The organism is Pauljensenia sp. 20925_1_34, from assembly GCF_041432775.1.
Classification (GTDB): domain Bacteria; phylum Actinomycetota; class Actinomycetes; order Actinomycetales; family Actinomycetaceae; genus Pauljensenia.
The window spans coordinates 115,000-134,928 of the sequence record NZ_JAPWAG010000002.1; the positions used below are offsets into that span (position 1 = coordinate 115,000).

General features: G+C 64.9%; 14 protein-coding genes and 1 pseudogene. 5 read left to right on the forward strand and 10 right to left on the reverse strand.

What is annotated here, in order from left to right:
- Positions 1 to 82 precede the first annotated feature (82 nt).
- Together O3669_RS01470 and O3669_RS01475 are read right to left on the reverse strand one after the other, a co-directional pair.
- The gene (locus O3669_RS01470; protein ID WP_371523364.1) at positions 83 to 2,386 is read right to left on the reverse strand and encodes a bifunctional UDP-sugar hydrolase/5'-nucleotidase; all 2,304 of its coding nucleotides are present in this window, start codon (positions 2,384 to 2,386) and stop codon (positions 83 to 85) included.
- Between the two features lie 55 nt (positions 2,387 to 2,441).
- Positions 2,442 to 5,003, reverse strand: a complete 2,562-nt coding sequence (locus O3669_RS01475; protein ID WP_371523365.1) for an ExeM/NucH family extracellular endonuclease — start codon at positions 5,001 to 5,003, stop codon at positions 2,442 to 2,444.
- Between the two features lie 1,305 nt (positions 5,004 to 6,308).
- Here O3669_RS01475 and O3669_RS01480 point away from each other — a divergent pair.
- Entirely contained in the window at positions 6,309 to 6,845 is a 537-nt protein-coding gene (locus tag O3669_RS01480; protein WP_371523366.1) for a hypothetical protein, read from the forward strand.
- Between the two features lie 165 nt (positions 6,846 to 7,010).
- Positions 7,011 to 7,533, forward strand: a pseudogene (locus tag O3669_RS01485) (transposase); the annotation flags it as partial.
- Between the two features lie 558 nt (positions 7,534 to 8,091).
- On the opposite strand, the gene O3669_RS01490 reads toward O3669_RS01485, so the two are convergent.
- Positions 8,092 to 9,216 (reverse strand): GuaB3 family IMP dehydrogenase-related protein, encoded by a 1,125-nt coding sequence (locus tag O3669_RS01490; protein ID WP_295969195.1) that lies wholly within the window; start codon positions 9,214 to 9,216, stop codon positions 8,092 to 8,094.
- A gap of 80 nt (positions 9,217 to 9,296) precedes the next feature.
- Here O3669_RS01490 and O3669_RS01495 point away from each other — a divergent pair, with 80 nt between their 5' ends.
- A complete protein-coding gene (locus O3669_RS01495) occupies positions 9,297 to 10,049 on the forward strand; it encodes an exonuclease domain-containing protein (protein WP_371523367.1) in 753 nt (250 codons plus the stop codon).
- 850 nt (positions 10,050 to 10,899) lie between these two features.
- Here the strand turns inward: O3669_RS01495 and O3669_RS01500 are convergent.
- The 6 genes from O3669_RS01500 to O3669_RS01525 all read right to left on the reverse strand — a co-directional run bounded on the left by O3669_RS01500 (position 10,900) and on the right by O3669_RS01525 (position 17,759).
- Positions 10,900 to 11,589 (reverse strand): transaldolase family protein, encoded by a 690-nt coding sequence (locus O3669_RS01500; RefSeq protein ID WP_297910218.1) that lies wholly within the window; start codon positions 11,587 to 11,589, stop codon positions 10,900 to 10,902.
- A gap of 87 nt (positions 11,590 to 11,676) precedes the next feature.
- Positions 11,677 to 12,843 (reverse strand): macrolide family glycosyltransferase, encoded by a 1,167-nt coding sequence (locus tag O3669_RS01505; RefSeq protein WP_295969043.1) that lies wholly within the window; start codon positions 12,841 to 12,843, stop codon positions 11,677 to 11,679.
- Positions 12,836 to 13,474: a TetR/AcrR family transcriptional regulator gene (locus O3669_RS01510; RefSeq protein ID WP_371523368.1), complete on the reverse strand. Its 639-nt coding sequence runs from the start codon at positions 13,472 to 13,474 to the stop codon at positions 12,836 to 12,838. The genes O3669_RS01505 and O3669_RS01510 overlap by 8 nt, the downstream gene beginning before the upstream one ends.
- 316 nt (positions 13,475 to 13,790) lie before the next feature.
- Positions 13,791 to 15,314 carry an IMP dehydrogenase gene (gene guaB, locus O3669_RS01515; RefSeq protein WP_371523370.1) on the reverse strand — a complete coding sequence of 508 codons (1,524 nt, stop codon included), beginning with the start codon at positions 15,312 to 15,314 and terminating at the stop codon, positions 13,791 to 13,793.
- 139 nt (positions 15,315 to 15,453) lie between these two features.
- On the reverse strand, positions 15,454 to 16,722 hold the full coding sequence (locus O3669_RS01520) for an AGE family epimerase/isomerase (RefSeq protein ID WP_295919813.1): 1,269 nt from the start codon (positions 16,720 to 16,722) through the stop codon (positions 15,454 to 15,456).
- 116 nt (positions 16,723 to 16,838) lie between these two features.
- Complete coding sequence (locus O3669_RS01525) at positions 16,839 to 17,759, reverse strand: MerR family transcriptional regulator (protein ID WP_295919811.1); 921 nt, start codon at positions 17,757 to 17,759, stop codon at positions 16,839 to 16,841.
- 290 nt (positions 17,760 to 18,049) lie between these two features.
- Here O3669_RS01525 and O3669_RS01530 point away from each other — a divergent pair, with 290 nt between their 5' ends.
- Positions 18,050 to 18,346, forward strand: coding sequence for a WhiB family transcriptional regulator (locus O3669_RS01530; protein WP_003790481.1), 297 nt, complete (start codon positions 18,050 to 18,052; stop codon positions 18,344 to 18,346).
- A 102-nt stretch (positions 18,347 to 18,448) separates the two neighbouring features.
- Positions 18,449 to 19,264, forward strand: a complete 816-nt coding sequence (locus O3669_RS01535; RefSeq protein WP_295919806.1) for a thioredoxin domain-containing protein — start codon at positions 18,449 to 18,451, stop codon at positions 19,262 to 19,264.
- A gap of 112 nt (positions 19,265 to 19,376) precedes the next feature.
- On the opposite strand, the gene groES is transcribed toward O3669_RS01535, so the two are convergent.
- Entirely contained in the window at positions 19,377 to 19,673 is a 297-nt protein-coding gene (gene groES, locus O3669_RS01540; RefSeq protein ID WP_003790486.1) for a co-chaperone GroES, read from the reverse strand.
- Positions 19,674 to 19,929 lie beyond the last annotated feature (256 nt).

A 19,929-nucleotide genomic window follows, 5' to 3' on the forward strand; every position in this document is an offset into this window, starting at 1 on the left:
ACGATAGTACCAATCATGCGAGCCAGCAGTTACGCTGTATCCAAGTGTCCCGCACCACCACCATCACGTCAAGGCAAATCGCTTACCTGCTGGTAACGATTTGAGAACGACGCAGCCAGAGTGCGGCGACACCAACGACGGCCAGCAGAAACGCGACAGGCAATCCCCGGGAATCAGCACCCGTGCGGGCGATGGCCCCACGAGGAGCGCCAGCGTTCGGTTTCTTCGTGGAAGCAGGAGCACCCGCGCCGGGGGCAGCCCCCTGGTCCGCGTTGGCCGACGGGGACGGGGCCGGCACAGGGGCCTCGGTGCCCGCACAGGTCACCGGAATCGTCAGGCCATCCGTGGCCTCGACGACCGTTGCAAAGTCGGTGGCGACCGTCAGCGCCACATTCACGACCTCGCCGGCCGCCTTCCCCTCACACGCACCCACGACCGTCACATCCACGCTCGCCTGTCCCGCGCCGTCCGTCGTGATGACTGCGGCAGCGTCGGAGGCGTGCGCGTCCACGAGGGAGTTATCCACGTCGGCCACGGCCTCGGGACCGCCCGCGCTCACGCGCACCTTGCGCGTGATCGAAGGCCCCTCCGAGAAAGACAGGCCGCGCAGCGGGATCGTCACGGTCGAGCCGTCGGCGACCGCCTCGGTGGGCAGGGTCAGGCCGATCGAGGACTTCGCCTCGCGCGGGGCCAGGCCGCTCGCGGCGCCCGCAGCCCGGTCCGCGACGCCCGAGTGGCGCGCCAAGTAATCGTTGAATACGTCACGGTCCAGGTTACCGTTCGTCACGGTTGCTCCCCCGCGAGTGAGGGCCTCGAAGGAATCTCCGCCGTCCAACAGGAAGTTCACGGACCCTACCGTGTAGGTCCCATCAGCCTTCAGCGGCTCACCGTTGATCGTCACCGACGTGATACGCTCCCCGTAGGGCCTGGCCGGATCGTAGGTGTAGCGCACGTTCGAGGACAGGCTCAGCTTGAGCATGGGCCGAGAATTCTGCGAGTTCAGGTCCGTCTTCCACTGCTGTTCGAGCGCGTCCTTGAGGTCCGATCCCTTGAGGGTGACGTAGCCGAGTTCGTTGGAGAAGGGTTCGACCTCGTAGGTCTGCGCATAGGTGATCGTCCCGTCCTCGTTGGGCACCAGGTCGGCGCGCAGGCCTCCCGCGTTGATCATGCCGATGTCGACGCTCTTTCCGTCCGGGGTGAGGATCGTCTCGCGCAGCGAGTCGGCCACCAGGTCACCGAGGGAGGACTCGATACCGCGGTTCGAGCCCGGCTCGGTCAGCCCGTCGGGGGTCGTGAAGACACCGCGCATGAAGGGTGTCGTGTAGCCGGTCGCGACGACGCGCTTGCCCGCTTCCCTCGAGTCGGCCTCGGCCTTATCAACGATTGCCTGGGTGTCGGGGTCCGCGCCGCACTGGGCAACCTCGGCGGCCGGGATGAGGATCGAGTCGGCACTCGTGACCTGGCGCGTCGCAGGATCAATCGTCAGGCGGATCAGACCGAGGTTATCCGTGTAGGAGCCGGACGCGATACCCGCCAGGCGCGGGTTCGCGGACTCGAAGTGCTCCACCGAATTCACGTGGTCGAACTCGTAGGGCACGTGCGTGTCCCCACCCATGAGGCCATCGACGTCCTTGCCGACCTTCGTGTAGTTGTTCTTCACGTCGTCGTCGAGCATGGCGATGACAACGTCTGCCGTGCCGCTGTCCTTGAGAGATGCGGCCAGCGAGTTGATACGCGCAATCGGGTCGCTAAAGGTCAGTCCCTCCGTCGTGCCAGGGCTCAGCTTGTAGGGGACGTCCTGCGCGATGGCCCCGATGAAGGCGACCTTCATGCCTGACGGCGACGTCCACAGCTTGTAGTCCCCGAGGTAGGGGATGCCGTCCCCGTAGGTGCCCATGCCCTCGATGTTGGCTCCCAGGTACGGGAAGGTCGCCTGCACGTACTCGCTCGGGTTGGAGCCGTCGACGCGCTGCTTAAAGACAGCCTGCCCCATGTCCAGCTCGTGGTTGCCGATCGTGGAGGCCAGCGGGTTCAGGGTGTTGAGGGCCGCGATAGTCGGGTTGTCGTTGAGCGCGCCCGAGATGTAGGGGGACGCTCCGATGTTGTCGCCCAACAGCGTGAAGGACGAGTTCGGGTTCGTCTCGCGTGCCTTCTTCAGGTAGCAGTTCATCGCGGGCAGGCCGGCCTCGCGCACGACTCCCTTCTTGGTGACCTGCTGGATGTGCCCGTGGACGTCCGTCAGGTTGTAGAGGTCCAGGGTGATCGGCGCGGCCTCGTCCTGCGGCGCGGCCCCCTCCTGCGGGTTAGCAGCTGCCACTGTTGGCAGCGTTGCCAGGGCGAGCCCGCACACCGAAGCGAGCGCGAGGCGTGTCCATGGTTTGCGCATGGTGTGTTCCTTTCTGAGCGGCAACAACGCCGCGTGTTGTGGTGACTGGGATGGTTCAACGTTGAGGGGCGCCCAGGCGGCGACACGCCGTCCCGCGCACGGCCAGACCCGCGAGGGCGAGAAGGAACCCGGCCCCGATGGCGAGCTCGGCGCTGGCACCCGTGCGCGCGAGGGCCCGGGCACTCGCGGGAGAGGCGCGGTTCTCCGGGCTCTTTCCGCGGGACGAGGCCGTGGCACCCCGGGTGGTCACACGCGGTGCGGAGGTGGTGGCGCTATGCGGTCGGGGCCCGGCGGGCGCCGGGCTCGTCGCGGGCGTCGGGGTGGTGCCCGTTTCCGGTCCTGGCGTCACCGCTGGCACTGGTTCATCGCCCGGTGTGGGCGTGCCTTCGAGGAGCCTGAGCCCAATGATCTCGGGGTTGTGATCGGAGGAGCGGTAAGGGCCCTCGGCCTCGACGGCCAGGTGGGCGTTCATGCCCGCACGCGAGTACTCGAAGGCGATGGACTCCTGGGCGTTGACGGCCCAGCTGGTGACACCGGCAACGAGGGGTGTGGCGGCTGCGTTGGCGAACACGTGGTCCAGCGACCCGGAGCGGCCCGCGTACACGTAGGAGGGCTCGCCCGATCCCGACACGCGCTCCCACCCGGCGCCTTCGATGGTCTTGATCGGGTCTTCCTGCGAGTAGGAGTTGAAGTCGCCGACCAGCAGCGTGGGTTTGTCCGCGTAGCGTGCCGCGAACGACGCCAGGGACGAGGCCTGGGCGACGCGGATCGCGTTGGCGTTTCCCTGCCCATCCCCGCTATCGGTGTTACCGTCCCCGGCCCCGACCGGCACGGACCCCTTGGACTTGAAGTGGTTGGCGATCACCACGAAGGAAGGGGCGGACGCGCGCTCGGTGGTACGCCGCGCGAACTCCTGGGCCAGCGGCTGGCGTGCAAGGCCCGAGAAAGCCGCGTCGTCGTGGATGACGGAGTCCCCGACCGGCGTGACGGCCGCGGTCTTGTAGATGAAGGCGACGCGGATGACGTCCTCGCCGGCCGGGATGGTCGGCGGCGAGGGCACGTATGCCCACACGTCGGATCCCAAGGCCTCGTTCAAGGCGGTCACGAGCCGCGCCAGGGCGGCGTCGCGGTCACTCCCCACCCCCACGGCGACGGGGTTTTCGATCTCTTCCAGGGCGACCACGTCGGCCCCCAGCGCGTTGATCGCGGAGACAATCTTGGCTTCCTGGTTGGCGAAGGCCTCGCGCGAAAACGCGCCGCGCACCTTGCACTTCTTGGCCGTCACGAAGGCGCCCGTGCGGTCCGGGTAGCCCGTGCATCCGGCCTCGTCGACGCCCAGGTCGGAGAAGTAGTTGAGGACGTTGAAGGTCGCCACGCGCGTGTCCCCGCCGACCGTGGGTGCGCTCGGCCGCTGCCCGGTGACGGTCACGGGCGATCGGTCGGGATGCCCGGCGACCATGGAGGTCGGCTGAAAGACAAAGGACCCATGCCTCGGCTCCAAGACGACGGGAGCGGAGAAGGTCACGTGATAGCCCACGCGCGCGGGAGCCCCGTTGGCCAGGTAGGCGTAGGGCACCTCGGTCGCCGCACCCTTCAGCAGGTTCGTGTTCGTCCCGTCGTCGAGGGTGATCACCCGCGCGGCGTTAGCCGCCTCAAAGTCGCGTGCGGCCTGCCCCGGCGCGACCACGTCGGTCGCGGCGCGCAGCGGCTCGGAGCCCGGTGTGAGCGCCAGCGTCCCATACTGATTCGCCGCATAGTTGTCCGTGATCGTCCACGTTCCCTGCGGATCCAGCAGCATCGACTCGTAGGCCTCCGCCTGCCCATCCACAGGGACACCGGTGACCGGAGAGGGAGCCACGGCCTCGCACCCGTCTACCTGCGTGAATCCGGTGGCAGCCAACTGGGTCAGGCTCGAGGGGTTTTCCTTCGCGGTCGTCGCCGGGAACTCGCCGACCACGCCACTGACGCGCACGCACGTCCCCAGGGCCGGGATCTGGCCGTTCTTCCCCGCGTAGACGAACAGCGCGTCCGAGCTGACCCGCCCCTCATCCCACGCGCCGCCACTGCCCGGCGTTTGGATGGTGTAGCCGTCCAGGGTGGCCCCCAGCCCGGATTCCCCCGCCGGGTAGGCGGCCGTCACGACGCCGACCGTGGTGAGGGTAGCCCCCACCATCGCCGAGTCATCTCCCTCCCCCACCGCCTGGATGTCCGGGATTGGGGTATCGACGGTCGCACCGTTTGGCGCGGCATCCTCAGCAGTTGCAACCGCACGCCCAGCGGCACCTTCCGGGGTCGCGGCCACGCTCGCGGGCACGCCCCCAGTCGTCTCGACGTCGGCGGAGGGCTGAGAGCCACGACTCTCGGGGGCGCTCAGCTGTCCCTCCCCCGTCATTGACGAGGCCGACTGCCCCTGGGTGATTCCGCTCCCCTGGGCAGCGGGCGTACCGGATGTTTCGGGAGCACGTTGTTCTCCCGACTGAGCAGGGTATCCAACGCCCGACTGAGCAACCTGCGCAAGTTCCGCCCCGGCGTCAGTCGCCCAAGCGGCAGGAACAAGCCCCACCGCGGACAGAGTGAGCACGCCGAGTACAGCTAACGACCGAGTCCCGCGCGTCATCGGGATTTCCTCTCAACCTCGCCTCACTGTGAGGGACCCACAGGTCCCGAACCGCAGGCATCTTTACCAACGGCAACACGAGTTGTGACAAGTGTAGTCTCAATCGCACACAAATGGAACCGCATGGGAGGATTCCCGTCCCCCCGCGACGACATACGAGAAGCCACGCAGGAGCAACACGAATACCTCAATCACGCCCTGCTCATCGAACTGTGGCCACACCTCCACCTCGATGTCAGGATCATCGCTGCCTGGGAGAACACATTCGACTCACTGCGCGGAAAAAACAAATGGGGGCGCATCCACACCGCACCCACGCACTCGGAGGAATAGCATTCCTGCCGCACAGGAGTGCACACCACCAGCCTCCTTATGCAGGGGATTCCGGCACACGCGAGCCACTATCGGCGACGTTGGGAAGCCGAGGGCTATCAGACAGAACACGTTGGTGGGGGCAGTTCCAGGTGTTGCGGCATGGGTGGACGAGTTCGTTCCCACAGATCACGTCGTCGGCCAGTCAGGTGGCGCTCTGGACCCACCTGCGCGCAGGTTAACGGGCTCTTCGCATGTAAGGGTGTAGGAGGTGTCGGAGTGGGCCGGAATGGGCCGGAATGGGCCGGAGTGCAGGTGGTGGCGTGGGCGGCGTGGGCGGCGTGCTCATCCTGCCGCCAGTAGGGCCTAGCTGCGCATGGAGGGGTGTGGTGGTGAGTGGTTCGGTATGCCAGTTCCGCGTTTGTTCTTGTTTGTTGGGGCACTGCACCCGATCCGTAGGCAATGCACCTCTTCTGTTCGGGTGCACCGCCACGTAACGGGTGCACCGCCACGTAACGGGTGCACCGGCACGTAACGGGTGCAGCGCCCCCATGCTTGTGGCGGCTGTCGGGGTTGTGGGGGTCTTCTGTGCTTGAGTTGTCTTCCGCTTGGGTTGTCTTCCGGGCTCGAGTTGTCTTCTGCTTGGGTCTTTGTGGTGCCTCATGTTGTGGTTCCTCAGAAATGTCGCACGTAATTCCCTGACATGTATGTCAAACGTTGAAATCGCATCGTTGGAATTGCAACGTTTTGGGGTGCTGCACAAAGTTCGGGTATCCGAATTACGTGCGAGTTTTGGTAGATGAGGCGCCCCAGGCGAGCTCCTGTGTTCGGTCGTCGTCCCACGACACTGTCCACGATCCCCGGGACGCTTCGAACACCACCCCCACACCCCACAATGCGAAGAGCCACATAACCCAACCCGAAGAACACAAAACGTTTACACCACTCCACAGGACTTGACCTGCAGCAGTCCCACATTGCTAACATTGAACCATGGGATCACTTGAAGACGAAGTTCGCCGTGAAATCGAAGAAGAAGATATGCGCCGGCGCGCTCAGGTAAGATATTTTAACGTATCCGACCATCCAGCGCTTAGTGAATTTAAAGAACTTTTGAGAAAATATAAAGTCCCTCCTGTAAGATTCTACAAAGATATTCGATCAGGAACTTCAATGTTTGGCTTAGGGCACCCTTTTACGGTCTACTCAGCTGAATCTGAAGGGTGGCTCATTGAAAAGTTAGATTATTATGACTCCTTTATTAAATGTTTTGCATTTACAACAACCGGAGAAGCGTATTTTCTCACAGAACTTGAATGGTACGGTCCCAACAGGCGAGGAGTTTCATCAGATGACACTATCACTGCTCATGGTCATCTGAAATTCGTCAGCCTTGCCAAGGCTCGCCGATGCACCTTCGGGGACAGGAGTGACCTCAGTGTACTCGAAAGAGACTATCTGCGTCCCGCTCTTCGTCAAGTGCTTGAACATGAGGTGACAAAGGGGATTTTTATTCTGTCTTCTTACTAAAGCAAGGCGTGAGCCTACCCCGGGGCGATGGTGCCGCCCGGAGTAGCATCCCGCATAGTGGTGTAACCGTGTGGTGGTCGGCTCGTTTGATATGGGTGCGGTCACCGTGTGATCCTTCGAGAAAGCTCTTCTACTTCTCACTCGAAACGATGTGGAGGCACTACGATGACCGCTCCTCATATTATCGACCCTGCTGGCCTGCTTGGCCAGGCGTTGTCCCAGGCGTCCCCAGATTTGATGCATTCCTTGCTCCAGCACCTGATTAACGCGCTGCTCTCAGGGGACGCTGACACGGTGTGTGGGGCCCAGTGGGGCCAACAAGATCCGCAGCGTCACGCCCAACGCAATGGGTATCGACACCGGCCCCTGGACACCAGGGTCGGCACCATCGACGTGGCGATCCCCAAGCTGCGTTCAGGCACCTACTTCCCGTCAGCGGTTGCTGCAACGGCGCAAACGCAGTGAAACCGCGTTGATCACAGTGGTCGCTGACTGCTACTTAGCGGGAGTATCGACACGGCGCATGGATAAGCTCGTCAAAACCCTGGGAATCACAGGACTGTCGAAGTCCCAGGTCTCACGCATGGCAACAGACCTAGACGAACACGTCGAACAGTTCCGCAACCGTCCCCTCGATGACGCTGGTCCTTTCACCTTCGTCGCCGCTGACGCACTGACCATGAAAGTACTGGCCTGGATCATAGTGCACGGGGAGCAACACTATCGCTGCGCTGCGCTGCGTAAGCTGAGGGTCCACACCAAGCCAAGCATTCGCCCGTACACCGAGCATGTGGGAGCGTTCATCCCCCACGATGAAACAACCACCTTCAATACCGCCTTCACGCGCTACAAAGCCGAAAGATCACCACAAAACCAACACGCTCTGCTCTCTAATACGAAGATGAAACCCCCGACCATTAAGGCGGGGGTTGGAGGACGTGGCATTAGTCTGCCGCCACGAAAGCTTTTTGTCGTGGATACTTGATCACCGTGTTTCGTGGTCATCATCTAACAGCTCGCGCTGCCAAGTACCCGTTTCAGCCCGTGTCCTGTTTCTCGGCATATTCCTGCACGCACATCAAGCAACACAGGATCACGCTTACAAGGACCGAGGCGTATGACACGACAACGATCAACCATGCCAGATTCACAGCCACTCAACGAGGCCGTGATACAGCACCTACGGCCCCGACCTGAGGGCATGCACTGTGCCAGCCCCGGCCTCGTCCCTGTCGATGAGCGACAGTCAGGACGCCGAGTACGGGGAGACGACCACCTGGGCGCGCTGAAGGTCCTTGACCTCGGCGTAACCGGTCGTGGACATGGCACGTTTGAGGGCGCCGACGAAGTTCAGCGAGCCGTCCGCGCGAGTCGAGGGGCCGTAGAGGATCTGCTCGAGCGTGCCCGTCGTCCCCACGTGAACGCGTTGGCCGCGCGGCATATCCGGGTGGGTCGCCTCCGACCCCCAGTGCCAGCCGCGCCCGGGAGCCTCCTCCGCGCGGGCGATGGCCGCACCCAGCATGACGGCGTCCGCGCCGCACGCGATAGCGCGCGCGAGGTCGCCGCTGCGCCCGATGCCGCCGTCGGCGATGACGTGTACGTAACGACCGCCGGACTCGTCCATGTAGTCGCGGCGAGCTGCGGCCACATCCGCGATCGCGGTCGCCATCGGCGCGTGAACGCCCAACGACTGGCGCGTCGAGTGCGCCGCTCCCCCGCCGAAACCAACGAGGACGCCCGCCGCGCCCGTGCGCATGAGGTGCAGGGCCGCCGTGTCCGTGCAGACGCCGCCCACGATGACGGGCACGTCCAGCTCGTAGATGAAACGCTTGAGGTTGAGGGGCTCGCGCCGCGACGACACGTGCTCGGCAGACACTGTGGAGCCGCGAATAATGAACAGGTCGACGCCCGCGTCCACGACCGCGCGCCAATGCTGCTGGACGCGCTGGGGCGAGAGCTTGCCGGCGACGACCACGCCGGCCTCGCGCAGCTGCGTGAGCCGCTCCGTGATCAGCGAGGGCTTGATCGGCTCCGAATAGACGCGCTGGAGGGTCGCGATCGACTCCTCCTCGCCGAGGTGCGCGATCTGGTCGAGGATCGGCTCGGGATCCTCGTAGCGGGTCCACAGTCCATCCAGATCCAGGACGCCGATGCCACCGAGGCGACCAAAGGCGATCGCGGTTTCCGGGCTCATCACCGAGTCCATCGGGGCGGCCATGAGAGGAATGTCGACGTGGTAGGCGTCGATCTGCCAGCCGACGTTAACGTCCTCGGGGTCGCGCGTACGCCGGGCGGGCACGAGCGCAATGTCGTCCAGTGTGTAGGCGCGCCGACCGCGCTTGCCGCGTCCGATTTCGACTTCGTGGCTCATGAACCGATTCTACTGCCTCCGGGACGCAGATGTGCCCGCCCTCTGCCACACTGGTGGAACCGGCAAGGACAGGAGCAACCATGAGCTGGATCGACGACCCGTGGATGGGTTTTGACACCGAGACGACGGGCGTGCGCGCGCTCAAGGACCGCCTCGTCACCGCCGCGCTGGTGCTGCGCATCGACGGGGCCTCCTACCGCAGCGGGGTCAGCGCCCCCGACCAGGTGGCCACGTGGCTGACTGACCCGGGCATCGAGATTCCCGAGCAGGCCACGGCCGTTCACGGCATCACGACCGAGCAGGCGCGGCGCGACGGCCGCCCCATCGAGGAGGTCCTGCACGAGCTGGCCGGTTCCATCGTCGAGCACTGGCTGCGCGGCTACCCGGTCGTGGCCTTCAACGCGACCTACGACATCACGCTGGTCAACCAGGAGCTGCGCCGCCACCGCTTGGGCTCCTTCGAGGAGCGTCTGGAGGGCGCGCCCATGCTGGTCGTCGACCCCCTGGTCCTGGACCGCAAGCTCGACCGCTTCCGCAAGGGCAAGAAGACGCTGACGGAGATGGCGCCCGTCTATGGGGCGGTCGCCTCCCCCGACGCGCACACGGCCGAGGTGGACGTGGCCATGACGCTCGACGTGCTGGCCGGCATGGTCGACAAGTACCCGCAGCTGGCCTCCATGAGCGCCCTGGAGCTCATGGATTACCAGCTCCAGGCCCACCAGGATTGGGCCGAGGACTTCGAGAAGTACCTGCGCAAGCAGGGCCGCGACGCATCCATCGACCGCGAGTGGCCCCAGATCACGCCGCGGGGCCGCGGCGGCGACCAGGAGTAAGAAGGATTCAGGCGGGGGTCGGCAGGTGCCGGCCCCCGTTTTCGTTGTGCATGAGGCTCCTCCGCACACAGGGGGCCTGTACGAGCTGCTTGGAGAGCGCCTGTACGAGGCAGTGGCCGGGTTAGGCCGCGCCCGGTGGGCGGCCGACCGGCTGCGCAGCACGCGCTACACGCCACCAGTGCGGAGGGCGCTGGCGGGGTCGCAGCCCCTGGCCACCAACACACATCCGGATAGATAAGCAACATCCGAATAGGTAACGAACATCCGGATAGGTAAGCAGCATCCGGATAGCTTAACAACCTATCCGGATGTGCATAACCTATCCACGTGTGCACAACCTATCCAGATAAGCCCAGAGGGTATGGCAGGGAACGAAGGGCCTGGTCACGTAACACGCAACGCGCGACCCGTGTGGAGGGTGCCGGCGGGCCCGACGGCGCCACAGGGTCTCGCCGAATAAAAGTCGCACATAATTTCCCACGGTCAGTTTTCAAGTGCCGCTCAAAACGTTGCAATTCCAACGACACAAATTCAAGGTTTGAAGCAGCCGCAGGGGAATTACGTGCGACATTGCCTAGGAACCATGCCTGCGACCGTCCTCGCGGCCCAGACCTCTCCAGTTCCGTCCACGTAAAGGACAGGGTCAGTGCATGCGTCACGGTCACCGATGATGAGCCGCGGTCCCGGTGCACAGCCAACGGAACACCGGCGACACAGCCAACAGAAACACCAGCGGCGCAGCCGCAAGAACACCGGCGACACAGCCAACGGAACACCGGCGACACAGCCGCAACGCGGGTATGCGAGAGGCCCGGAGGCGAGTCGCCGCCTCCGGGCCTCTACGCAAGGATCACTTGTCGTTGATAAGGTCCAGCCACGTGCGGCGCTCACCCACGAGGATGCCGAAGTCGCGGTTCTGGTCCGCGATGGCGGCGTCTGTCGCGGGGTTCTTGATGAGGGCGGCCAGCACGTCGGGAGCGGCGGTGATGGCGCCAACACCCTGACGGACCAGTTCGAGGACCTGCTCAGAGTTCTTGAAGGACGCGGCCAGCACGTCGGCCTTCAGGTCGTAGGTGCGCAGGGTGCGGTGGATTTCGGAGGCGACGCGCACGCCGTCGATGCCGTAGTTGTCCATGCGGTTGACGTAGGGGGCGACGTAGCGAGCCCCGGCCTTGGCGGCCATGAAGCCCTGCATCGAGGAGTGGATGCCGGTAGCGGTCACCTGCATGCCTTCGCGCACGATGCGCGGGATGGCGGCGAAGCCTTCGTGCGTGACGGGCAGCTTGATGAAGAGGTTGCCGCCGATTTCGCCGCGCAGCGCCCGCGCCTCGGCGACCATGTCGTCGGCACGCTGGGAGACGATCTGGACGTGCAGCTGGGCGCCATCGGGCAGGACGGACTTGATCGCGTGGAGGACCTCGAGGGGTTCCTTGCCTTCGCGGTACAGGATCGTCGGGTTGGTCGTCACGCCGTCGATGGGCAGGTATTCGAGGGTCTTTTTGATGGAATCGACGTTCGCGTGATCGATGAGGATGAGCATGGGTGGCTCCTTTGCGCTGTCGTGGGTTTTTCGCACCCCTAGGATAGCGCGGGCGGGAGCAACCCACCGGCTGCTCCCGCCCGCTGTTCACACTCGATTGAGCTGTTCGATGATGAGCTTCGCCGCTTTTGTGTTGCCCCCTGCACTCCGCGTCTCTTGACGAAACTCGGAGAGGCGCGCATGGCACTCACGATCAGAGAGCACGCGCATAGCCGCCTCACGGAGGACATTGGGAGTTGCTTCGCGGATTTCCAACGCTTCACCCAATCCCAGCTCCTCCACCCGCCGCGCCACAGTCGGCTGGTCGTTACCAACAGGAACAACCAGCATCGGCACACCGTAGAAGAGTGCCTCATTGACACTATTCATACCTCCATGGGTAATAAAGAGAGATGCTTGCGAGAGCACCTCAAGTTGCGGAACCCTGCTGCGAACCATCGTCGTAGGAGGAAGGGGCCCTAGGTTCTCGGGGCGCACCGAGTTGCCGATTGCCATGACAACACGCACACCAGTACCTCCGAACGCTTCTACACAGCGACGGAAGAACCGCTCGGATTTATTGAGTTCTGTTCCGAGAGATATGTAGACGAGAGGTCCGCCACCTTCGGGAAGTTCACATGGCTCGTGGCGACATCCATCGATAGAAGCACCTACGAACGCATACCGAGATTGAGGAAATTCGCCGGCGTACACCTGGAAGCTCCGAGGCGTGTAGGTGATGTTGAGAGCAGGGCTATTACGCACAATCTCAGCCTCAAGCTCTCGGAATCGCCAGCCATATCGCCTACTCATAGGTGCGGAGATGAGCGCTCTCAGGCGCGGGAAACGGAAGATCGAGGTTAGGTACAACCCGCCGTTTCGACCGAAGTCTTCCAGCACATGCTCATTAAGCGCGAAGGTTGAGAAGATCCTAATGGGGACTATTCCCAAACGGTCGGCGAGCGCCTTGCCTGACACAAAGAGCATCTCGTAGAGCAGGCAGTCGTAGCCTGCGCCGATACGCAGCACCGTCCGATAAGCCGCACGCCAGCATCGCATGCGATCCTGGAATGGACGCGGGAAGAGGGGATAGTCATCGTAAGGGACGAAATGCGCGCCCGTATTTTCCACTGCTTCTCGCCACGCAGGAGAATGAATATAGGTGACACGATGCCCCATATCAGTGAGTACCCGAGCTAATCCGAGCGTCGGGTTCGTATGGCCAGCAAACGGTAGATTCACCATGAGAATGGAGTAGGAATTGCGCTCATTCATAGAAATGACCTACACCGTTTTTGATGACTGCGATAGCTTCCTCACTGAGCACCTGAGCATCGAAACGCTTGAGGAAAGCAGCGATGAAGTCCACCTTTTGACACATTCGCTCATACGATTCCGCAACGATCAGCGGATCGACCCACACATCTACAAGCAGGACCAACACTTCAGCAACCTCACGGGGGAATGCACAGCCGATTTCACCAGACTCGATTCCCTGGCGCAGCATTTGTTCCAGGTGGGGCGCAAGCTTTGTCAGCGTGTTACGCAATGATTCCAGTAAGGCTTCTGGAACCTCACTCACCCAGTTGGCGCGCCCAAGACCACTTTGCGGACTAGACGCAACCATATGCTTCGCGAGGACCGTTACCCTATCGGTCACCGATGCATCAGATTGTGCAGCCAGGTCTTCAACAAATGCGTTCAGATAGTGCAACTCCCCCACAACAACGGAACGCAGCACCTCCTGTTTCGACGAGAAATGATGATAGATCGCCCCCTTCGACATGCCGCTTGTCGTGACGATATCTTGCATCGTTGTCATGTCGTAACCCTTATCTGCGAAGAGCTGGCGAGCGGCTATACAGATCGCTTCCCGGGTACGCTCGGATTTCTCAGCCTGATTCACACAACCCCCATTCCAGACCGTCGGTCGGTTTTATTGTACGTCCCTCCTTCACACCCAGCAAGACAAGCCACCGAAGAGTCCGGAAGACAAGAGCAGCCACACTGCCACGACTTAACGAAAGACCCAGCTCCCCACCCTCTTTGCACCCTCCCCCACCCACGCAGCCGCAACACAAATCCTTGAATGCCTCCAAGACAAAACACGCACGTAACCAACTCATACAGCGTCATCGCCCCCCGAGTCACCCTTGCATACAAGAAGCGGGCGGGAGCAGCCCACCGGCTGCTCCCGCCCGTTCCGAACGCCCGACCTGCGATTACTTCGCTGATGAGGAATGGTAGTTCGGCGCTTCCGTCGTCATCTGTACGTCGTGCGGGTGCGACTCGCGCAGGCCCGCGCTGGTGATGCGCACGAAGCGACCGTTGGCCTTGACCTGGGAGATCGTGGAGGCACCCAGGTAGAACATGGTCTGGTGCAGGCCGCCGACGAGCTGGTAGATGACCTGGGCGAGGGAACCGGTGTAGGGCACCTGGCCCTCGATGCCCTCGGGGACGATCTTGTCGTCGGAGGTGACGTCGGCTTGGAAGTAGCGGTCCTTGGAGTAGGACTTGCGCCCGCGCGAGCTCATCGCGCCGAGCGAGCCCATGCCGCGGTAGCGCTTGAACTGCTTGCCGTTGGTGAACACAACCTCGCCGGGGGACTCCTCGCAGCCGGCGAGGAGAGAGCCAAGCATGACGGTGTCGGCGCCGGCCACGAGGGCCTTGCCGATGTCGCCCGAGTACTGCAGGCCGCCGTCCGCGATGAGCGGGACTCCGGCGGGACGGCAGGCCTGGGCGGCCAGGTGGATGGCGGTGATCTGGGGGACGCCGACGCCGGCGACGACGCGGGTCGTGCAGATCGAGCCGGGGCCCACGCCGACCTTGACGGCGTCAACGCCCGCGTCGATGAGCGCCTGCGCGCCCTCGGTCGTGGCGACGTTGCCGCCGATGATGTCGATGCCCTCAAACGTCGGGTCGGCCTTGATGCGGCGGATCATGTCGAGGGCGAGCTGGGCACCGCCGTTCGCGGTGTCGACGACGAGGACGTCCACGCCGGCCTCGGCCAGGGCGGTGGCGCGCTCCCACGTGTCGCCCCAGTAGCCGACGGCCGCGCCGACGACGAGGCGCCCGCGCGAGTCCTTCGTGGCGTTGGGGTACTGCTCGGTCTTGACGAAGTCCTTGACGGTGATGAGGCCGGTCAGGTGGTCGTTCTCGTCGACGATGGGCAGCTTTTCGACGCGGTGTTCGGCCAGCAGGTGCTTGGCGTGTTCGCGGGAGATGCCGACCTGGCCGACGACGAGGCGGTCACGCGGGGTCATGCAGTCGCGCACGCGCAGGGTGGCCCACTCGCGCTGGGGGACGAAGCGCAGGTCGCGGTTCGTGATGATGCCCAGGAGGGTGCCGTCCTCGTTCACGACGGGCAGGCCGGAGACGCGGTAGTGGCCGCAGAGGCGGTCGAGTTCGTCGATGGTCGCATCGGGGCCGACGGTGACCGGGTCTTCGACCATGCCGGATTCGCTGCGCTTGACCTGGCGGACCTGGGCGGCCTGTTCCTCGATGGAGAGGTTGCGATGAAGGATGCCGATGCCGCCCTGGCGGGCCATGGCGATGGCCATGCGCGCCTCGGTGACGGTGTCCATGGCGGCGGACAGGAGCGGCACGCGCAGGGAAATGTTCTTTGTCAGGCGGCTGGATGTGTCAACGGATGAAGGAACGACGTCCGTAAGCTCGGGTAGGAGCAGGACGTCGTCGTAGGTGAGGCCGGTCAGGCCGAAAGGATCGTGTGATGAAAGTTCTCCCATGGGCCAATTGTAGGTGGTCGGCGGTGCTTTCGCGTAACCGCCCGCGCGTGGGGGTGGTGACAGGGACGAGGCCGGAGCTGGCCTGCGCGTCACGGTGGCGCCTGGGGGAGGCACGTCACGAGGCGCGCGGGCCCAGGTGTTAGGCGGCGCGCTGGGCCCTGGAGGCCCCGGCCCGAGCGGTGGCCCCGGTGACAGTCAGGTAGATGGGGGCGGCGCCGCGGGCGAGCATGCGGGCGGCGGTCAGGGCGTCCGGGCGTCCCTCCCACACCCGCATGGAGACGGATCCGTCGGGCGCGATTTCGTGGATCCAGCGTCCGACGCCGGCGCGGGCGTGGGAGTCTGCCCAGGCGACTGCGCGGGCGTAGTCGACGGCCATGTCCTCGACGCGGTCGGGGTCGACCAGTTCGGCGAGGACGCGGGCGGCGCTGGCGGCCTCGCACACGACCCAGTGCATGCGTTCGGGCGCGACGACGACGCCGGTGGCGTCGAGCGTGTAGACGATGCCGCCGACGCCGTCGTCGGTCCAGCCGTCGGCGTGGGCGCACTCGTACAGGGAGACGGCGGTATCGAGCATCCAGGGCCCGGGGGTTTCGCCCATGTGGGTGAGGATCGCGTGGATCTGGCCGATGAGGCGTGCTGCTTTGAATCCGAGGCCGGGCAGGGTGTCGGCGGGTCGGATGAGTTCGAGCGGGGGCTGGTCGGAGGTGGGTGGCAGGGGGCGCCATTCCTCGTCGAAGAGGTCGGGCAGGGCGAAGCCGGAGCGGGCCGCGATTTCGCCGACGAGACGCATGATGGAGCGGGCGCGGTCGAACCAGACGCGGTTTCCGGTGGCTTCCCAGGCGGCCAGGTAGGACTGGGCGGTGTCGAGGTTGGTGGAGAGTCGGCGCAGGGGCGAGCGCGCGCCGGTGGCCGGGTCGATCTCTTCGCGCACGGCCCCGACGTTGGGGTCCCACCAGCGCCGGTCCTGGTCCGTTTCGAGGTCGGCCAGGAGGGTGCTGGCCTCGGCGTGCCCGGCCATGAGAGCCGCGGCGGCCGCGCCGATCATGGCGGACTGGGCGCGCTGGGACAGGACGGAGCGGGGTACCGGGGTCGCGCTGGTTTCGGAGGTGGGGACGACCTCGGAGTACCAGGAGCCGCCGGGGCCGCGCAGGGGTCCGGTGAGGGCGGCGAGGCCGTGGTCAACCAGGTGCGCCGCGCCTTCGATGCCGCGCATCTGCGCGAGGGCGAAGACGTGCGTCATGCGCGCGCTGATGCGCGCATCCAGGGGTCGCCCGAGGTCCACGTGGCCGTCGGCGCGCAGGAATGCGAAGCCGACGCGTGCCTTTGATCGGGACGCGAAGGAGACCAGCGCCTCGAAGTCGGCGTCGAAAGCGCGGCGTAGATCTTCATTGTTCCAGGGGGCGTTCATGACTGTTCTCCTGCCGTACGTACTCTCACGGTATCACCTGACCAGCGCTGTTGGCATGAACGACGGCCCCGCGTGGGATCGTCGTCAAATGAGAGGAACCCAGGCCTCGTCAATGGTCAGGAACGGCCGACGAGCTGGAGGTCTGCTTGGGGGGCCAGGAGCGCGAGGGCTTCTTCGACGCAGGCGCTGATCGTGCGCACCCGTTGCACGTGGGCGGCCAGGACGTCGGGGGCGTCGGTGCCGACGATGATCGTGGGGCCGCCGTAGCGAGCGTTGAGTTCGCGGACGGTGTCGGCGCAGGCGGGCCCGCAGCCGAGCACGACGGTGAGCGCGGGGACGCCGCCGCGCACGTATTCACGGAATCGGTCCGCGGCCCCCACACCCCCGTAGTTGTCGCTGGACAGCAGGCGCACGTCGCACCCGTACCAGGCCAGGGCGACGCCGATGACTTGGGCGGGGGTCTCGTGGAGGGTGTCGCAGATGAGGGCGACGCGGTCCCCGCCCACGAGGGAGCGGGCGGGGCGTGAGAGGTGGACGGATCGGCACACGCGCTGGAAGGCGTTGAGCAGCATGAGCGCGGGCGTGCATCCCACGGGGTCGCCCGCCGGGGTGGCGCGCAGGGATTTGAGCGTGGGCTCCACATAGCGCGACCAGGTATGGACGAGGCCGTGGCTGGCGACGGCGGCTTCGAGCGCTTCCTCGAGGCGGGGGAAATCATCGGCCAGGACGACGGCGCGCAGCTGGGCGGCGCTGATGGGCCCGGTGCTGGGGCGGGTTGAGAGCTCGGAGAGGGCGCGCTTGGCGGCCTCGGCGGCAGGGAGCCCGGCGTGGACGTGGTTGACCATTGCGCGCAGGCGCTCGACGTCCTCGGGTTGGTAGCGGCGCCGCGATCCCGCCTCGTGCTGGGCGGGGCCGAGGCCGTAGCGGCGTTCCCAGGTGCGCAGCGTGGAGGCGGAGACGCCGAGTTCGTCGGCGACGGAGGACACGGTGCGGGAACGATCGGCGTGCGCAGCGTGCGTCAGAATCGCTCGAGGCATGACTGCTCCTCTCCCTTCGCCGTTGTTCCCTATTGATTCTTGCCGGTTGCGGCCGTGAGCGCCACAGGAAGCTATGCGTCAAGCATCTCAAAGTTATTCAAAAAGTTGTTCATTGTTCGTTCATAATCGCCACCACGGTTTCATCTGCATTTTCACCGCCCAGACCTTGCCAGCATGAGAACTGGCTCATAGTTCTAAAAAGGGCCTTGAATAACTACCGCACAAGTGTCTATCCTTGCGGACATCGTATGCCGAAAGTGTCGGCACGACAGACAAGAAGGAGGCACCCAATGACTGACGTCTCCCGTCTGCCCGGACCCATGATCGACGCGTGGGAATGGCAGTACGAAGCGGCGTGCCGAGACCTGGACACCGAGCTGTTCTTCCACCCCGAGGGTGAGCGCGGCTCGACGCGCCGTCGCCGCGCGGCTAACGCCAAGGCGATCTGCGCGACCTGCCCGGTAATCGAGCAGTGCCGGTCCTACGCTCTGGCCGCCCAGGAGCCCTACGGCATCTGGGGTGGAATGACTGAGGAAGAACGACGCGAAGAGATCCGCTCCTCCGGACGCGGACGTCGCGTGTCCTAACGCTCAACCGAACTGCCGGTGCGGCATCGCCCCCGCGATGCCGCACCATTTTACTGTCCAGACATCGCCCGCCATCACGACCGACGTTCCCCGGGAGGACGCATGACCGCCAACGATTCAACGGCCTCGTCAACGACCAAGAAGACCACCGCCGAGCAGGACACCAACATCTACAAGACCCTGTTCATGGTCACCGCACCGATCACCGCCCTGCTGGCGGGCGCGTGCGTGTGGATGGGCGTCCAGCTCTCCTCCACCTCGCCCGCGAGCCAGGCGACCCCGGCGGCCAGCGCCTCCGCGCAGCTGCCCGCCGACGAGACGAACGCCGAGCCGAGCCAAACGAACCCGAACAACCTGGCCATCATGGAGTCGTTCGTGCGTCACGACGCGGCTGACCCGCAGGCCAAGGGCGACGTCAACGCGCCCGTCACCATGGTCGTCTTCTCCGACTTCGCCTGCCCCTACTGCACGAAGTTCGCCCAGGAGATCGACCCTGAGCTGGCGGACCTGGTCGCAGACGGCACGCTGCGCGTCGAGTGGTACGACCTCGCGCAGATCACCGACTCTTCTCCCCTGGCGGCCCAGGCGGGCATCGCCGCTGGCGAGCAGGGCAAGTTCTGGGAATTCCACGACGCCGTGTACGCGGCCGCCGACCCGACCGGGCACCCCCAGTACTCCGAGCAGTCCCTCGTTGACTTCGCGGCCAAGGCCGGCGTGCCCGACCTGGACAAGTTCCGCGCGACCATGCGCGATCCGCTGACCGTCACCAAGGTCTCCTCCGCGAAGGAGCAGGCGCACCAGGCCGGAATCACGGGCACGCCCACGTTGTTCATCAACAAGGCCTACATCCCCGGCTTCCGCGACGCGGCGTACGTGCGCAACACCGTCCTGGCACAGCTGGCCGAAACGGCTTCCTGAGCCTGCGGGCGGCGCGACCCACCGCGTCCAGCCCGTCATCAACAGAGACAGAGAGGGGCGGCCCGGAAGGAATCCTTCCGGGCCGCCCCTTTATGCGTCTGCGCGGAGGCGTTCAGCGCTCCACAACCGCCAGCACGTCACGCGAGGACAGGATCTGGAACTCCTGGCCGTCGTACTTGACCTCGGTGCCGCCGTAGCGCGAGTAGATGACGACGTCGCCGACCTTGACGTCGACGGGGATACGGTTGCCGTTGTCGTCAACGCGGCCGGGGCCCACGGCGATAACTTCGCCTTCCTGCGGCTTCTCCTTGGCGGTGTCCGGGATGACCAGGCCGGAGGCGGTGGTCTGCTCGGCCTCAACCTGGCGGATGACGATGCGGTCCTCGAGGGGCTTGATGGAGATCGACATTGTCGCTCCCTTTCTTCTTTGTCACGAAGGTGCTCGTCCTTTCCCTGCCGTCGCGGGGGTCAGGTGCAGGACCGGTCGCGGGGAGATCCCGCGCTTCCTCCCCGAGTGTAGTTGCGGGCCTGGCACTCGGGCAACCCGAGTGCCAGGGGCGTTCACCGTGGGCGATTCGCCCGTCCCTCCCCTCCATTCCCGCGAGCGCGACCCGCGAGCGCGCAGCCACCACGGCCTCGTCCCCCAAGAGGTGGGACAATGGGCC

Coding starts and splice junctions, on each gene's coding strand:
- O3669_RS01500 (WP_297910218.1), bottom strand. CDS start 11,589: ATGCTCATCCTCATCGATCACGCGAACGTCGATTCCATCAAAAAGACC.
- O3669_RS01505 (WP_295969043.1), bottom strand. CDS start 12,843: ATGAATGAGCGCAATTCCTACTCCATTCTCATGGTGAATCTACCGTTT.
- guaB (WP_371523370.1), bottom strand. CDS start 15,314: ATGGGAGAACTTTCATCACACGATCCTTTCGGCCTGACCGGCCTCACC.
- O3669_RS01495 (WP_371523367.1), top strand. CDS start 9,297: ATGAGCTGGATCGACGACCCGTGGATGGGTTTTGACACCGAGACGACG.
- O3669_RS01470 (WP_371523364.1), bottom strand. CDS start 2,386: ATGCGCAAACCATGGACACGCCTCGCGCTCGCTTCGGTGTGCGGGCTC.
- O3669_RS01535 (WP_295919806.1), top strand. CDS start 18,449: ATGACCGCCAACGATTCAACGGCCTCGTCAACGACCAAGAAGACCACC.
- O3669_RS01520 (WP_295919813.1), bottom strand. CDS start 16,722: ATGAACGCCCCCTGGAACAATGAAGATCTACGCCGCGCTTTCGACGCC.
- O3669_RS01480 (WP_371523366.1), top strand. CDS start 6,309: ATGGGATCACTTGAAGACGAAGTTCGCCGTGAAATCGAAGAAGAAGAT.
- O3669_RS01475 (WP_371523365.1), bottom strand. CDS start 5,003: ATGACGCGCGGGACTCGGTCGTTAGCTGTACTCGGCGTGCTCACTCTG.
- groES (WP_003790486.1), bottom strand. CDS start 19,673: ATGTCGATCTCCATCAAGCCCCTCGAGGACCGCATCGTCATCCGCCAG.
- O3669_RS01530 (WP_003790481.1), top strand. CDS start 18,050: ATGACTGACGTCTCCCGTCTGCCCGGACCCATGATCGACGCGTGGGAA.
- O3669_RS01525 (WP_295919811.1), bottom strand. CDS start 17,759: ATGCCTCGAGCGATTCTGACGCACGCTGCGCACGCCGATCGTTCCCGC.
- O3669_RS01490 (WP_295969195.1), bottom strand. CDS start 9,216: ATGAGCCACGAAGTCGAAATCGGACGCGGCAAGCGCGGTCGGCGCGCC.